Origin of the sequence: Streptomyces sp. NBC_01092 (assembly GCF_045039535.1) — a bacterium.
GTDB lineage: Bacteria > Actinomycetota > Actinomycetes > Streptomycetales > Streptomycetaceae > Streptomyces.
Genome location: NZ_CP108659.1, coordinates 3,260,483 through 3,275,982 on the forward strand (window position 1 = coordinate 3,260,483; position 15,500 = coordinate 3,275,982).

The 15,500-nt window shown below is 69.8% G+C and carries 16 protein-coding genes; 14 read left to right on the forward strand and 2 right to left on the reverse strand.

What is annotated here, in order from left to right; all coding sequences use genetic code 11:
• Window positions 1-86: 86 nt before the first annotated feature.
• From OG254_RS14640 to OG254_RS14700, 13 genes are all read left to right on the forward strand, one after another.
• The gene (locus OG254_RS14640) at window positions 87-1,034 is read left to right on the forward strand and encodes an ABC transporter ATP-binding protein (protein WP_405581599.1); all 948 of its coding nucleotides are present in this window, start codon (window positions 87-89) and stop codon (window positions 1,032-1,034) included.
• The gene (locus OG254_RS14645) at window positions 1,031-1,801 is read left to right on the forward strand and encodes an ABC transporter permease (protein ID WP_019757409.1); all 771 of its coding nucleotides are present in this window, start codon (window positions 1,031-1,033) and stop codon (window positions 1,799-1,801) included. Before OG254_RS14640 ends, OG254_RS14645 begins: the two co-directional genes overlap by 4 nt.
• Window positions 1,802-1,814: 13 nt before the next feature.
• A complete protein-coding gene (locus tag OG254_RS14650; RefSeq protein WP_048584423.1) occupies window positions 1,815-2,630 on the forward strand; it encodes an ABC transporter permease in 816 nt (271 codons plus the stop codon).
• Window positions 2,631-2,638: 8 nt separating this feature from the next.
• A complete protein-coding gene (locus OG254_RS14655; RefSeq protein ID WP_405594993.1) occupies window positions 2,639-3,895 on the forward strand; it encodes an MCE family protein in 1,257 nt (418 codons plus the stop codon).
• A complete protein-coding gene (locus OG254_RS14660; protein WP_405581604.1) occupies window positions 3,892-4,917 on the forward strand; it encodes an MCE family protein in 1,026 nt (341 codons plus the stop codon). The genes OG254_RS14655 and OG254_RS14660 overlap by 4 nt, the downstream gene beginning before the upstream one ends.
• The gene (locus OG254_RS14665) at window positions 4,914-6,083 is read left to right on the forward strand and encodes an MCE family protein (RefSeq protein ID WP_405581607.1); all 1,170 of its coding nucleotides are present in this window, start codon (window positions 4,914-4,916) and stop codon (window positions 6,081-6,083) included. Before OG254_RS14660 ends, OG254_RS14665 begins: the two co-directional genes overlap by 4 nt.
• 32 nt (window positions 6,084-6,115) lie before the next feature.
• Complete coding sequence (locus tag OG254_RS14670) at window positions 6,116-7,198, forward strand: MCE family protein (protein WP_405594995.1); 1,083 nt, start codon at window positions 6,116-6,118, stop codon at window positions 7,196-7,198.
• A complete protein-coding gene (locus OG254_RS14675) occupies window positions 7,195-8,487 on the forward strand; it encodes an MCE family protein (protein ID WP_405581610.1) in 1,293 nt (430 codons plus the stop codon). Before OG254_RS14670 ends, OG254_RS14675 begins: the two co-directional genes overlap by 4 nt.
• Window positions 8,484-9,722, forward strand: coding sequence for an MCE family protein (locus OG254_RS14680; protein WP_405581613.1), 1,239 nt, complete (start codon window positions 8,484-8,486; stop codon window positions 9,720-9,722). The genes OG254_RS14675 and OG254_RS14680 overlap by 4 nt, the downstream gene beginning before the upstream one ends.
• A 23-nt stretch (window positions 9,723-9,745) precedes the next feature.
• Window positions 9,746-10,210: a hypothetical protein gene (locus tag OG254_RS14685; protein ID WP_405581616.1), complete on the forward strand. Its 465-nt coding sequence runs from the start codon at window positions 9,746-9,748 to the stop codon at window positions 10,208-10,210.
• A 24-nt stretch (window positions 10,211-10,234) separates the two neighbouring features.
• Complete coding sequence (locus OG254_RS14690) at window positions 10,235-10,933, forward strand: hypothetical protein (RefSeq protein ID WP_405581618.1); 699 nt, start codon at window positions 10,235-10,237, stop codon at window positions 10,931-10,933.
• 103 nt (window positions 10,934-11,036) lie between these two features.
• Window positions 11,037-12,209 carry a molybdopterin-dependent oxidoreductase gene (locus tag OG254_RS14695; protein WP_405581621.1) on the forward strand — a complete coding sequence of 391 codons (1,173 nt, stop codon included), beginning with the start codon at window positions 11,037-11,039 and terminating at the stop codon, window positions 12,207-12,209.
• Window positions 12,206-12,622 (forward strand): hypothetical protein, encoded by a 417-nt coding sequence (locus tag OG254_RS14700; protein ID WP_405581624.1) that lies wholly within the window; start codon window positions 12,206-12,208, stop codon window positions 12,620-12,622. The genes OG254_RS14695 and OG254_RS14700 overlap by 4 nt, the downstream gene beginning before the upstream one ends.
• Before the next feature lie 22 nt (window positions 12,623-12,644).
• Here the strand turns inward: OG254_RS14700 and OG254_RS14705 are convergent, their stop codons facing one another.
• On the reverse strand, window positions 12,645-13,325 hold the full coding sequence (locus OG254_RS14705) for a TetR/AcrR family transcriptional regulator (protein ID WP_405581627.1): 681 nt from the start codon (window positions 13,323-13,325) through the stop codon (window positions 12,645-12,647).
• 146 nt (window positions 13,326-13,471) lie between these two features.
• On the opposite strand from OG254_RS14705, the gene OG254_RS14710 reads away from it, so the two are divergent.
• A complete protein-coding gene (locus OG254_RS14710) occupies window positions 13,472-14,797 on the forward strand; it encodes an amidohydrolase family protein (RefSeq protein ID WP_405581630.1) in 1,326 nt (441 codons plus the stop codon).
• On the opposite strand, the gene OG254_RS14715 is transcribed toward OG254_RS14710, so the two are convergent.
• Window positions 14,749-15,459 carry an RNA polymerase sigma factor gene (locus tag OG254_RS14715; protein ID WP_405581632.1) on the reverse strand — a complete coding sequence of 237 codons (711 nt, stop codon included), beginning with the start codon at window positions 15,457-15,459 and terminating at the stop codon, window positions 14,749-14,751. The two genes, OG254_RS14710 and OG254_RS14715, sit on opposite strands and share 49 nt — an antisense overlap.
• Between the last annotated feature and the right edge of the window lie 41 nt (window positions 15,460-15,500).

A 15,500-nucleotide genomic window follows, 5' to 3' on the forward strand; every position in this document is an offset into this window, starting at 1 on the left:
AAAAATTCGCCACCTGAGCGACGGACGCCCGCTCCCTCCCCGTAGAGCAGATGTCAGAGCTGCTCCACGGCTGAAGGGCGGACCGAATGGGTGTCGAGATCTGTGTGGAAGGGCTGACCAAGTCCTTCGGTCACCAGGTCATCTGGCAGGACGTCTCGCTGACGCTGCCCGCCGGGGAGGTATCGGTCATGCTCGGCCCCTCGGGCACGGGCAAATCGGTGTTCCTCAAGACGCTCGTCGGACTGCTGAAGCCGGAGCGTGGCTCGATCACGATCCAGGGCCGGGACATCACCAGGCTCCGCGAGCACGACCTGTACGAGGTGCGGAAGCTCTTCGGCGTGCTCTTTCAGGACGGCGCGCTGTTCGGCTCGATGAACCTGTACGACAACATCGCCTTCCCGCTGCGCGAGCACACCCGTAAGTCCGAGAGCGAGATCCGGCGCATCGTGCTGGAGAAGATGGACATGGTCGGGCTGATCGGCGCCGAGGGGAAGCTCCCCGGCGAGATCTCCGGCGGGATGCGCAAGCGGGCGGGACTGGCCCGCGCCCTGGTGCTCGACCCGGAGATCATCCTCTTCGACGAGCCCGACTCGGGCCTCGACCCGGTCCGCGTGGCCTACCTCAACCAGCTGATCGTCGACCTCAACGCCCAGATCGACGCGACCTTCCTGATCGTCACGCACGACATCGCCTCGGCCCGCCAAGTACCGGACAACATCGGGCTGTTGTTCCGCCGCGAGCTGGTGATGTTCGGGCCGCGCGAGGAACTGCTGACCAGCAACGAGCCTGTCGTACGGCAGTTCCTGAACGGCCGGATGCAGGGCCCGATCGGCATGGCGGAGGAGAAGGACGCCGCGCAGGTCGAGCAGGAGCTGGCCGCCCTCGGCGATGGCGACAAATCCACCCGGTCTCCCGGCAGTCAGCCCCTGACTCCCCGCCTGCTGCCGGGCCCAGGTATCCCCCGGCCGCCCCGCTGGGAGGCCATCGCCCGGCGTGAGGCCGCGCTGCACCAGAAGGCGGTGGCCGGCGCATGAGCCTGTCACCGATCGGAGCGCTGCGGCACTCGGGGAGCCTGTTCGCGATGGCGCTGGACGTCGTCCGGACGATCCCCCGACGGCCGTTCCAGGCACGGGAGTTCATCCAGCAGGCGTGGTTCGTGGCGAGCGTGACGATCCTGCCGACGGCCCTGGTCTCCATCCCCTTCGGGGCGGTCATCGCGCTGCAGATCGGCAGTCTGACCCGGCAGCTCGGCGCCCAGTCCTTCTCCGGTGCCGCCTCCGTGCTCGCCGTGCTCCGCGAGGCCTCGCCGATCGTCACCGCGCTGCTGATCGCGGGCGCCGGCGGCACGGCGATCTGCGCCGACCTCGGGGCGCGCAAGATCCGCGACGAGATCGACGCGATGCAGGTGCTGGGCATCGACCCCATCCACCGCCTCGTCGTCCCGCGCGTGCTGGCGTCGATGCTGGTGGCGGTGCTGCTCAACGGCCTGGTGTCGGTGGTCGGCGTGGCGGGCGGCTATTTCTTCAACGTCGTCCTTCAGAACGGCACCCCCGGCGCCTACCTCGCCTCCTTCACCACCCTCGCCCAGCTCTCCGACCTGTGGGCGGCCGAGGTCAAGGCCCTCGTCTTCGGTGCGATCGCCGGGATCGTCGCCTCGTACAAGGGGCTCACCGCGAAGGGCGGCCCGAAGGGCGTGGGCGACGCCGTGAACCAGTCAGTCGTCATCACCTTCATGTTGCTGTTCGTGACCAACTTCGTGATGACCGCGGTGTACTTCCAGGTCGTCCCACAGAGGGGCTGAGAGGGGTTAACCGATGAGACTTCTCGATCGACCTCTGCGCTCTCTCGAAGCGCTGGGCACTCAACTCTCCTTCTACGGCCGCTCATTGGCGTGGACGGGCCGCACCCTGCGCCGCTACAAGAAGGAGATCCTGCGGCTGCTGGCCGAGGTGAGCTTCGGCCGGGGCGCGCTCGCGGTGGTGGGTGGCACGGTCGGCGTGATCGCCTTCCTGTCCTTCTTCACCGGTACCGAGGTCGGCCTCCAGGGCTATGCGGCCCTGAACCAGCTCGGGACCTCCAACTTCGTGGCGTTCCTCTCGGCGTACTTCAACACCCGGGAGATCGCCCCGCTGGTGGCCGGGCTCGCGCTCTCGGCGACCGTCGGCGCCGGCTTCACGGCACAGCTGGGCGCGATGCGGATCAGCGAGGAGACCGACGCGCTCGAAGTCATGGGCGTGCCCTCGCTGCCGTTCCTGGTGACGACGCGGATGATCGCCGGGTTCGTGGCGGTGATCCCGCTGTATGTGATCGGCCTGCTGTCCTCGTACCTGGCCGCCCGCACCATCACCACCGGCTACTACGGCCAGTCGGCCGGCACCTACGACCACTACTTCCAGCAGTACCTGCCACCGGTCGACGTGCTGTGGTCCTTCGGCAAGGTGCTCGTCTTCGCCGTCCTGATCATCCTGGTGCACTGCTTCTACGGCTACTACGCGAGCGGCGGCCCGGCGGGCGTCGGCGTGGCGGTGGGCCGTGCGGTGCGGACCTCGATCGTGGCGATCAACGTCCTGGACTTCTTCCTGTCGCTCGCGATCTGGGGCGCCAACACGACCGTACGGATCGCGGGGTGAGCCGCCGTATGAGGGTGCGCGTGCTGAGACTGCGGTTGTACGGCATCGTCTTCATCGCCGTACTCGCACTGTTGCTGGGGCTGTCGGTCGCCGTCTACCGGCAGGCGTTCACGCCGGTCGTACGGATCACCTTGGAGGCCGACAGCCTCGGCAACCAGCTCGATCCGCGGGCCGACGTCAAGCTGCGCGGACTGCTGGTGGGTGAAGTGCGTGAGGTGCACGCGGACGGGACAAAGGCGCGACTCGACATCGCGCTCAAGCCGGAGCACATCGCGTACATCCCGGCCGATGTGCACGCGCGGCTGCTGCCCAAGACGCTGTTCGGCGAGAAGTACGTCGACCTGGTTCCGCCCGAGGGCGCCGGGTCCTCTTCAGCTCGCCCGATCCGCGCCGGTGACGTCATCACCCAGGACCGCACCCGTGTCGGCATCGAGTTGCAGCAGCTGATGAACGACCTGCTGCCCCTGCTCCGGACGGTCCAGCCCGGCAAGCTCAACGCCACGCTCGCCGCCTTCGCCACCGCCCTGGAGGGCCGCGGCGACCGCATCGGCGACAACCTCACGCGCCTGGAGGCCTACCTGCGCCGCCTCAACCCCCACCTGCCGTCCCTCACCGAGGACATCGCCCGCTTCGCCGAGGTCGCCGAGATCTACGGCGACGCGGCGCCCGACCTGATGGCCATCCTGCGCAACACCGTCACCACCAGCCGCACGATCGTCGAGCAGAAGGACCGGCTGGCGACAGCCTTGAAGGCCACGGCGACCGTCGCGGGCACGGCGGAGGACTTCCTCGACGCGAACGGCGACCGGCTGATCACCCTCGGCCAGGTCTCGCGCCCGACGCTGGAGCTGTTCGCCCGCTACTCCCCCGAGTACCCGTGTCTGCTGGCCGGTCTGGTCCGGCAGGAGAAGGCCTCGGAGGAGGCGTTCCGGGGCGGAAAGATGCACATCACTCTGGAGGTCGTACGGCCGCAGGGGGCATACGAGCCGGGCGAGGAGCCGCACTACGGCGAGCGGTCGGGTCCCGACTGCCGTGATCTGCCGCATCCTCCGGTGCCGGCGCCCGGGGCTCACCTCAACGACGGTTCGAAGCCCGGGGGTTCGTCCTCGGGCGGCCCGCTGGGCGTGTCCGCCACCCGGGCCGAGCAGCGGGCGGTCGGCTCGCTCGTGGCCCCGGTCCTGGGCGTGCCCGCCGACGAGGTGCCGCCGGTGGCGACGCTGCTGTTCGGGCCGCTGGCGCGCGGGACGGCGGTGAGTGTGGCATGAGGCAGACGGCAGCTCCTCTGATCAAGTTCAGCCTCTTCGCGGTGGTGACCGTGATGGCGACGGCCCTGCTGGCCGCCACCATCGTGAACATCTCCTTCACCCCCGAGCACCGGTACCGGGCCGTCTTCAGCGACGTCACCGGCCTGGAGGAGGGCGACGACATCCGGGTGGCCGGGGTGCGGGTCGGCGAGGTGGAGGGCATCCGGATCAAGGACCGGACGCTGGCCGAGGTCACCTTCACGGTCAGCCGGAACCGGCCGCTGCTCACCAGCACGGCCGCGGTCATCCGGTACCGCAACCTGGTCGGGCAGCGGTACGTCGCGCTCACCGAGGGCACGGGTGACGGCACCACCCGCTTGCGCCCCGGCGCGACGATTCCGCTGTCGCGCACGCAGCCGGCGCTGGACCTCAACGCCCTGCTGAACGGCTTCAAGCCGCTGTTCGCCGCGCTCAGCCCGAAGGACGTCAACCAGCTGGCCACCGAGATCATCAGGACCCTCCAGGGCGAGGGCGGCACGGTCAACAGCCTGCTCACGCACACGGCGTCGCTCACCTCGACGCTGGCCGGCCGTGACCAGCTGATCGGCTCGGTGATCGACAACCTCAACACCCTGCTGGGGACGCTGGACAAGCGTGGCGCCCGTTTCTCCGGGCTGCTCAAGCAGCTGCGGCGGGTGATCTCGGGCCTGTCCGCCGACCGCAAGCCCATCGGGCAGTCGCTGGTGAACATCGGCGATCTGACGGAGGCCACCTCGGGGCTGCTCAAGGACGCGCGTCCGCCGCTGAAGGACGACATCGCCGAGCTGACCGAGCTCACCGGAACGCTGAACGACAACGAGAAGACCGTGGAGGGCGTCCTGAAGCGGCTGCCGAACAAGCTGGGCGAGCTGACGGGGACGGCGTCCTACGGCTCCTGGTTCAACTTCTACCTGTGTGACTTCGACGGGCGGATCGTGCTGCCGAAGACGAAGCAGGTGCTTACGCCCGATCTGCACGTGGCGAGGGCGAGGTGCGGGGCATGAGCCGTAAGAAGCGCCCGGAGCCGCTGTTCAAGGTGCGTGTGGAGCCACCGAAGCTGCCGAGCATACGGCTGCCGAAGGTACGGCTCCTGCCGCGCCGGAAGCCCCGCCCGCGCCGCCCGCAGCCGCTGTTCAAAGTGCGCGTCGAGCCGCCCAAGCTGCCGAAGATACGGCTCCGCCGGCCGCGCCTCGGCCCCTTCCGGGAACGCAACCTTGTCGTCATCGGCGCCGTCGGCCTCACCACCCTCGCGCTGCTGGCCGTGGCCGCGTTCAACGCCGACCGCCTGCCGTTGATCGGCGGCGGCGAGACATACAGCGCGGCCTTCGCGGAGGCGGGCGGCCTCAAGCCGGGCGACGAGGTGCGGATCGCCGGGGTCAAGGTCGGCAAGGTCGAGGAGGTCGACTTGGACGGCGACCACGTCAAGGTCACCTTCAAGATCAAGGGCGAGCCGGGCTTCGGCCCCGAGACGGGCGCGTCGATCCGGGTCAAGACGATCCTCGGCGCGAAGTATCTGGCACTGCACCCCAGCGGCCGGGGCCGGTTGACGCCCGGCAGCGAGATACCGCTCAACCGCACGGTCCCCGCATACGACGTCGTACAGGCCTTCAGCGACCTCACCACCACCACGGAGAAGGTCGACACCGACCGCGTGGCGAAGGCCCTGGACACCATCTCCCTCACCTTCGAGGACTCCCCCTCGGAGGTACGGGCGTCCATCAAGGGCCTGTCGCAGATCTCCCGGACGGTGGCCTCCCGCGACAAGGCGCTGCGCCGGCTGCTCCACCACGCGAACGGTGTGACGGATGTCCTGGCCGACCGCTCAGGGGATTTCACCACCCTGGTCAAGGACGGCGACAAGCTGTTCAAGGAGATCAGTAAGCGGCGCGAGGCCATCCACAAACTGCTGAAGAGCTCCGCCGCGCTCGGCATCCAGCTCTCCGGCCTGGTCCAGGACAACGACAAGGAGATCGGCCCCGCGCTCAAGGGCCTGAACCGTGTGGTGGAGATGCTCGAACGGAACCAATCCAGCCTGGACCGGAGCATCAAGCTCCTCGCGCCCTATGTGCGGGTCTTCACCAACACCCTCGGCAACGGCCGTTGGTTCGACTCGTACGTCCAGAACCTGGTCGCGGCTCCGGTGGTACCGCGGACGGGAGGCGCCCAGTGAGCAGCCGTTGGAGGAAGCGCCTGGCCCTGCTGATGGCTCCGGTCCTGGTCGCCGCGCTCGCCTACGTCCTGTGGCCGCGCCCCGAGCCGGTCCGCGTCACGGCGTACTTCCCGCGTACCGTCGGCATCTATCCCGGCTCGGACGTCCGCGTGCTGGGCGTCCGGATCGGCGAGGTCAAGGAGATCACGCCGCAGGGCGGCCGAGTACGGGTGGAGCTGGAGTACGAAGCGGACCGCAAGGTCCCCGCAGAAGCCCAGGCCGCGATCATCAACTCCTCGGTGGTCAGCGACCGTTACGTCCAGCTGCTGCCGGTGTACCGCGGCGGTCCGATGCTGCGCGACGGCGACGAGATCCCCGAGTCACGCACGGCCGTACCCGTCGAACTGGACCGTGTCTTCGACAGCCTGCACACCACGGCCGAGGCGCTCGGCCCCGAGGGTGCCAACAAGGACGGCTCCCTGTCCCGGCTGCTGGGGGTGAGCGCGGACAACCTGGACGGCCAGGGCAAGAGCCTGAACCGGACGGTGGAGGACCTGGCAGCCGCGGTCACGACGCTGTCCGACGGTCGCACCGACCTGTTCGGCACGATCCGGAACCTCCAGGTCTTCACGGCTGCGCTGGCGGCCGACGACAAGAGCGTGCGGTCGTTCAACAGCAGCCTCGCGAAGGTCGCCGAGCAGCTGGCGGGCGAGCGCAAGGACTTGGCGGCCGCACTGAAGAACCTGGGGACGGCGCTCGGTGACGTGTCGGCCTTCGTGAAGAGGAACAAGAAGTCGTTGACCTCGAACGTGGAGGGTCTCAGCAAGGTGACCAAGGTCCTCGTCACCCAACAGGCGGCGCTGGAGGAGCTGTTGGAGGTGGCCCCGACCGGCATGTCGAACCTGAACAACGCCTACAACCCGTCGGCCGGCACCCTCGACACCCGCAACAACCCCAACCAGCCACAGGATCCGGCGTCGCTGGTGTGCTCGATCCTGAAGACGACCGGGGAGAAGACCGACTGCCGGGACCTGAGGGAGCTGTTCGACTCCCTGCCGGAGGTGCCCCAGGGCGGCGCGGCGGTCACGGGCACGGTCGACCGGACGCTCGGCGGAATCCTGGGGGCGAGCGCGTGAGCGTACTGCGCAAGGGCGGGGCACTCGCCTGGGCGGCCGTCGGTTCCATGGTGCTGTCGGGCTGCGAGTTCAACGGCTGGTACGACGTCCAGCTGCCCGGCGGCGCGGCGGCGGACGGGAACGCGTACCACGTCACCGTCGAGTTCCGTGACGTGCTGGACCTGGTGCCGCAGTCGGCGGTGAAGGTCAACAACGTCACGGTGGGCGCGGTCGAGAAGGTGGAGCTGGACGGCTGGCACGCGCGCGTACGGCTGCGCGTCGCCGACTCGGTGAAACTCCCCGGCAACGCGATGGCCGAGCTACGCCAAACCAGCATGCTCGGCGAGAAGTACGTGGCGCTGTCGAAGCCGGCGGGCACAGCCCCGGCCGGTCGTCTCGCCGACGGCGATGTGATCCCCCTGTCACGCAGCGGCCGCAACCCGGAGATCGAGGAGGTGCTGTCCGCCCTGTCCGCGCTGCTCAACGGCGGCGGAGTGGCCCAGCTGAAGACGATCACGGTGGAGCTGAACAAGGCGCTGGAGGGCAGGGAGAACCGGGTCAAGTCCCTGCTGAAGGAGCTGAATGTGTTCCTGGGCGGCCTGGACGAGCAGAAGGAGGACATCGTCCGGGCACTGAAGGCCGTGGACCGGCTGGCCAAGCGGCTCGGCAAGGAGAAGGAGACCATCGCCGAGGCGGTGGACGCGATGCCGCCGGCACTGAAGGTTCTGGCGGACCAGCGCCGCGACCTGACCAGGATGCTGGTGGCGCTGTCGAAGCTGGGCAAGACGGGAACGAGGGTCGTCAACGCCTCGCACAACGACACGGTCGCCAACCTCAAGAGCCTGCGCCCGGTCCTGCAACAGCTCAACAAGGCGGGTGACGACCTTCCCAACTCCCTGGAGCTGCTGACGACTTACCCCTTCCCGCGCAACGCGGTGGACGCGATCAAGGGGGACTACGTCAACCTGCACATCACGGCGGACCTGGACCTGGCGGGGATCTACGGGAACTTGACGGACGAGCCGGGCGGCGGCGACGGAGACGGGAATGGGGATTCGGAGGGGCCGGAGCTTCCCGAGACCCCCGACTTGCCGGACGTACCGGATCTCCCGGAGCTGCCGGGCGTGCCGACGCCCACGGCGCTGCCGAGCGGCCCGAGCGTGCCGTCGTCGCCTTCGGCCCCGTCCGGGGGCGGCGGGGACCTGCTGTGCCCGCCGGTGTGCACGGCCGCCTATGCGGCTGGGGGCGACTGGCCCGAGGGCATCGACCTCGACCTCGCCGAGCTGATGCTGAAGGGAGTCCAGCCGTGATCACACGTACGGTCAAGGCCCAGCTGCTCGCTTTCACCACCATCACAGCCGTAGGCGTGTCGTATGTAGGCGCCGAGTACACGGGTTTGGTGGACGAGATCCTGGACCGCGGCTACACAGTGCGGGCGGACTTCGCGGACTCCGGGGGAATCTTCCCCGGCGCGGAGGTGACGTATCGCGGGGTGCCGGTGGGGAGGGTGGCCGCCCTGCACTTGACGGACGGCGATGGCGTTTCCGTGGCCCTGGACATCGAGGACGGGGCACCGCACATTCCGGCGGACACGCTGGCGGTGGTGGCGAACCGCTCGGCGGTGGGCGAGCAGTACGTGGACCTGCAACCGCGCACGTCCCACGGTCCGTACCTGCTGGACGGCAGCACGATCCCACGCGAGAGCACGCGCGTACCGCTGCCGACGACGGACCTGGTCCTCAGCCTGGACCGCCTGGTGAACTCGGTCGGCAAGGAGGATCTGCAGGTCACGGTCGACGAGTTGGGCAAGGCGTTCGCGGGGACCGGCCCGAACCTGAGCCGCCTGGTGGACTCGGGGAACGAGCTGATCGAGTCGGCGTCGGACGCGCTGCCGGAGACAATCTCCTTGATCGAGGACTCACGGAAGGTCCTGAAGACGCAGGCGGACCAGGGCTCGTCGATCAAGTCATTCGCGCACGATCTGGCCGCGCTCACAGCCCAGTTGAAGGCGAGCGACGGGGACCTGCGCAGGCTGATCGGCAACGCGAGACCGGCGGCGCAGGAAGTGAACTCGCTGCTGAAGTCGGCCGGGCCGGAGCTGTCCGTCCTGCTGGCGAACCTGATCAGCGGCGGCCAGGTCACCCTGGCCCGCCTGCCCGGCGTGGAACAGGCCCTGGTCACCTTCCCGGTGATGGTGGCGGGCAGCTACACGGTCGTCCCCGGCGACGGCACCACCCGCTTCGGCCTGGTGGTGAACGCCGACGACCCGCCGGCCTGCACCCAGGGCTACGACACGGCACGCCGCGACCCCTCCGACACGAGCACACGCGAGGCGAACACCGAGGCCCGCTGCACGCTCCCGCGGGGCAGCGAGTCGTCGGTACGGGGGGCGCAGAACGCGCCTTACGTCTCTCCGTACGACCCGGAGACCGGCACCACCACCGGCCCGGACGGAAGGACCGTCGAGATCGGCTCGACGGGCGGCCAACGGGCCGTATTCGGAAAGGAGTCGTGGCAATGGCTGCTCGTTGGCCCGATGGCATGAGGAACGTGATGAGCTCAAGGGCGATGACGATGGGACTGGTGCTGTCGACGGTCCTGACCACGGCACTGACGATCTGGCTGACGCTCGGCCTCTACACACAACGCGAGGCGGATCAGAGCCGCCAGAACATCTTGGCCGCGGCCCGCCAGTCAGCACTGAACTTCACCTCGCTCGACTACCGGCACTACGGCCGCGACAGCGCGAACGTACTGGCAAGCGCGACCGGCGACTTCAAGAAGCAGTTCACGGCACAGACGAAGCAACTGACGGAGCTGGTGGCTCAGAACAAGTCGGTCTCGGAAGGCCAGGTCCTGGAGGCGGGCATCGTCCGCTCCGACGAGGACTCGGCGCGCGTCCTGGTGGTGGCCGACAGCAAGGTGACCAACACGGCCGTGCCCCAGGGGGAGGCACGCGCGTATCGCCTCCAGCTGGACCTGGTCCACCGGGACGGCCGCTGGCTGACGTCCGACGTCGAGTTCGTCGGCTGACAAACACGAGTGAGGAGTACGACCATGCCGAAGACACTGACGGCAGCGGCCCGCGCGGCAGCCAAGCGCGCGGAACGCAGCCACCGTGAACCGGACCCGGTAACCACCGTCGCGGGACGCACCGTACTCATCGAGGCCCCGAAGAACGGCTGGGAGGACCCACCGGAGCCGTCACCGGAGGAGTTCGAGGAAGACGCGCCGCAGGAGCGGCACACGCCTCACCGCCGAAGGCTGCTCACGGCACTGCTCGGTGCCCTGCTCGTGTCGGGCCTGGTAGCGGTCGCCGTACTGGGGTGGCAGTACCGGGACGGACGTCAGACGGAGACCGCCCGAGCCGAGGCGGTCACGGCCGCCCGCAAGGCGGCGCCGATCGTCCTGTCGTACGACTACCGCCACCTGGACCGCGACTTCACCCGCGCCCGCACCCACCTGACCGGCGACTTCCGCGACGAGTACGGCAAGACCACGAAGACAGTGGTCGGCCCCACGGCCAAGAAGTACCGGGGCGTGGTGAAGGCGACGATCGCCGCCCCGGCCTCCGGCGGCTCCCCGGCGGCCTCCGTCGTCTCGGCGTCCCCGGACGAGGTCGTGGTCCTGCTCTTCGTCAACCAGGTCACCGAGAGCACCCAGGTCTCGGGGTCCCGGATCGACCTGAACCGGGTGCGGATGACGATGACCCGGGCGGGCGACGGGTGGAAGGTGAGCGCGGTGGACGCCCTCTGAGCAAAGGGAGACGAGTCGGGCTGTACGCAGGGGCGGGCCGCGTCAGAGTTCCGTAAGACGGATTTGATTCCCCTCGGCGGCCCCGCGCACGTGGAATGGCACCATGCCCGCACCCGCCCTCCTCCCCCGCTTCCGAGGCAGACTTCACGACCCGCGCACGGCAACCGTGGTCGGCCGCCTCCTGGGGCTTGCCATCCTGGTCTGCTTCCTGACCGGCGTGATCAGCCACTACCTCCAGGAGCCGCCCACCTGGCTGTCCCCGCACCTGCCCACCCGCCCCGCCTCGGGCTACCGCGTCACCCAGGGCCTGCACGTGATCAGCGGCATCGCCGCCGTACCGCTCCTCCTGGTGAAGCTGTGGACGGTCTACCCCCGCCTCTTCGAATGGCCCCCCGTCCGCTCGGTCGCCCATGCCCTGGAACGCCTGACCATCGCCGTCCTGGTCGCAGCCACGCTCCTCGAACTGTTCATGGGCCTGCTCAACACGATCCAGTGGTACGCGTGGCCGTTCTCCTTCCGCGAGGTGCACTGGGCGCTGGCGTGGGTCATCATCGGCTCCCTGCTGTTGCACCTGGCGGTGAAGACCCCGGTGATCCTGGCGAATTGGCGCCGGATGCCGGCCGAGCGCACAGAGTCTCCGGAGTCCTCGGAATTTCCGGAGTTCCGGGAGCCGGAACTCCGAGACGAGGTCGACCGACGCTCCCTGCTGCTGGGCCTGGGCACGGCGGTCGGCGCCGTCACCCTCTTCACGGCGGGTCAGTCGGTAACACCGCTGAAGGACCTGGCGCTACTGGCCCCGAGAGACCCGGACGTGGGCCCGCAGGGACTCCCGGTGAACCGAACGGCGAGGGCGGCGGGCATCACCGACGACGCGATACGCGACTGGCGCCTACGCGTTGAGGGCCCCGACCCCTACGAGCTCACCCTCGACGAACTACGCGCAATGCCGCAGCACCGCGTCGAACTCCCCATCGCCTGCGTAGAGGGATGGTCCAAGTCCGCCCACTGGGAGGGCGTACGCATCAAGGACCTCCTGGCCCGCGCCGGCCTCCCCGACGGCGCCCGCCTGCGCATCGTCTCCCTCCAACGCCGAGGAGGCTACGGAGTGACCGAGATGGACCACCCCTACACCCGCGACGACCTCACCCTCCTCGCCCTCCGCCTCAACGGCGACACCCTCGCCCCCGACCACGGCTACCCGGCCCGCATCATCGCCCCGAACCGCCCCGGCGTCCTGCAGACCAAGTGGGTCACAAAGCTGGAGGTGCTCACGTGACGAGAACGACGTTGCTCCGCCTGCTACTTGCGGCACCTGGCCTGGCAGCTGCGGGTTTCGGTATCCAGCAGTTCGTCGAACGAACCCGCCCCGACCTGTCCGACGCATGGGACCTGACCGTATGGCTCGGCGGCGCGGTGGTCTTGCACGACGGCCTCCTCGTACCGGCCGTGCTCCTCCTGGGCCTGCTCATCGGCCGCTCACGGCTTCGCCCGGTGCTACGGGGCGGGCTGCTGACCGGGGGATGCCTGACTCTGCTGGCCCTGCCCCTGCTCCTGCGCCCGGGGAGTCCGAAGAATCCGACGGTGCTGCCCCGGGATTACTGGGTCTCGTGGTCGGTGGCCCTTGTTGTCACGGCGGTGGTCACGGGCGTTGTCGCGGGGGTGGCGTTGGCACGGGGCCGGCGGAACTGACGGACGGATCGGGGCACGGCGGTCACTCCTCCTGGCGGGCGGCGAGGCCCATCACTCGTTCCACCGTTTCGTTGCCGAGGCTCGGGGTGGTCAGCGGGGGGTTGTCGGGGCGCTGTCTGAGGCCGTTGAGCAGGACCTCCAGATAGCGGCGCCAGATGTCGGGCCGCTCGCCCTGGGTGAACCGGGTGGCCGAGCTCAGCATGTGCTGGAGGACGGGGATGTCGGACGGGGTCACCTCCGGGCGCAGCTGCCCGCTCTCCTGGGCCCGGCGGATCAGGGCCTCCAGGAACGGGAGCATGCCGCCGCGGGCGGCCTCGAAGGGCTCGGAGCTGTGGCTGCCCAGCATGACCACTTCGTACAGCGCGCGGTTCTCCGCGAAGTCCGCGGTCATGTCCGTGAGGAAGTCGACGAGGCCCTCCCAGGGGTCCGGGTGCGCCAGGGCCTTGGTGGCCGACTCCCGCCGGATCTCGAAGTCCTGCTCGAACAGGGCGCGTACGAGGGCTTCTTTTGAGGGAAAGCGCCGGTACACCGTGCCGACGCCCACGCCGGCGTGACGGGCCACGTCGTCGAGGGTGACGCCCAGTCCGCGCCGGCCCAGGATCTCCCGCGCGGCGCTGAGAATTCGCTCCCGATTGAGCGCCGCGTCCCGCCTCAGGGGGCGGCCGCCGCCCTCCGGAGCACTTTCCCGCGGCTTCTCCGTCATGAGCTCATCGTATCCGTGACGATCTCGCCGCTCTCCGGGACACCTGCGGCCCATGTGACGGAGGTCATGCCACCCGAAGCGAACTCCCGCCCCTTCCCTGCGTCTTGTCCGCGCATGCCGCCAACTCAATGACAGAGGCTTTCAGAATGTCGACTTCGCGACGCTTCCTCGCCCCCGTTGCCCTGCCGGCCGACCCGTCCTGTTCCGTGATCCGCGACGCGGTCGTCGACGTGGGACCGGACGGGCGCATCACCTATTGCGGTACGGCCGCCGAGGCGCCCTCGGCCGCGCCCGACGTCCCGCGCACCCGGCTGTCCGGCATCCTCACGCCGGGCCTGGTCAACACCCACGCGCACTCCCCGATGACCCTGCTGCGGGGCCTCGGCGGCGATCTGCCGCTGCTGCCCTGGCTGCGGGACGTCATCTGGCCGGCCGAGGCCCGGATGCAATCGCGGGACGCCCGCGCCGGGATGCTGCTTGGCTGCACCGAGATGCTGCGGGGCGGCGTGACGACCAGCGCCGAGATGTACGCGCACGCCGAGGCCGTGGCGGAGGCGGTCCTGGAGGCCGGGAGCCGGGTACTGCTCGCCCCCGCCTACTTCGACCGGCCGGGCGGCGACTGGCGCGGCGACATCGACGCCGTGGGGAGGTGGATCGACACGGACGGCCTGCGCTTCGGGCCGGGCGAGCGCGTCGAGCTGTGCTACGGGCCGCACTCGGCGTACACCCTGCCGCCGCAGGCCCTGCGCAGCACGGCGGAGGAGGCCGCCCGGCGCGGCGCCCTGGTGCACATCCACGTCGCCGAGACGCTCGCCGAGGACGCCGCCCAGCGTGAGCGGTACGGCTCCGTCCCTCAACTCCTCAAGGAGACGGGCCTCCTGAACGGGCGTCTGCTGGCGGCGCACACCGTCCACCTCTCCGACAGCGACATCGCCGTGCTGGCCGAGTCGGGAGCGGGCGTCGCGCACTGCCCGGGCTCCAACGCGAAGCTCGCCTCCGGGACGGCGCCGCTGCACGCGCTGCGCTCGGCGTCGGTCACCGTCGGCCTCGGCACCGACGGCCCCGCGAGCAACGACGATCTCGACCTGTGGGAGGAGGCCCGTCTCGCGATGATGTTCGCCCGCCAGTCCACCGGCGACCCGCTGACGCTCACCGCCGCGGACGCGTTCCTGATGGCGACGTCGGCGGGAGCGGCCGCCCTCGGCAGGTCCGACATCGGGTCCCTGCGCCCCGGCAACTGGGCCGACATGGCACACATCGGCGTCGACGGGCCGTACTTCACCGCAGGTCTCGACGTCACGGACGGCCACCTCCTGGCCAACCTCATGTGGGCGGCCGGGGCGCGTGCGGTGCGGGACGTGTGGGTCGCGGGCGAGCCCGTGGTCGTGGACGGCGAGACGGTTCTCGTCGACCGGATCGCCGCTCAGCGCGCCGCCGCAGAGGCGACATCGCGCGTCATCGGCGTGGGGTGAGCGCTCTGCCGAAGTGACCGCTCCCGGGCCGCGTCGAGGAGTCGGCGGGCCTCGACGCGGCTGGCGCGGACGCGCTGTCCGGCGTCGGCGTGCGGTGCGTCGGCCGTGGCGACGAGAGCCGCGGCGAGCTTGGCCCGGCCCTGGCTGAGCCGGCTGCGCACCGTGCCGACGGGCACGCCGCAGACCTTGGCGATCTGCTCGTAGGAGGTGCCCCCGGCGGTGAAGTGACGCAGCACCAACGGCATGCGCAGCGCGGGAGAGAGCTCCTCCAGGGCCTCCCAGATCCAGTCCCGCAGCGCGTTCTGCTCAAGCCGGCGCTCGGGGTCGGCCTCGACCGCCGGCAGCTGCAACTCGTCCACGGGCCGGACGAGTACGGCGTCCCGCAGCACGGACCGGCCGGCGTTGCGCACGATCATCCGCAGCCACGCACCCACGGCCCCCGGATCGCGGACGTCACCGATGCGCCGCAGCGCGGTCAGCGCCGCTTCCTGCATCACGTCGTCGGCGTCCGCGCCCGGTCCCAGGATGCTGAGCGCCACGGCCCGCATGCCCTTGCGGTGCCGTTCCAGCAGCAGACCCAGCGCCGCGACGTCGCCCGCCTGCGCGGCACGAGTGAGCCTGGTGTCCTGGTCGCGAGCGGCTTCAACTGCTTCCCCGGTCATGGGATCCCTTCCGGCTCTGTCTCTGCGTGCATTGCCGTCGG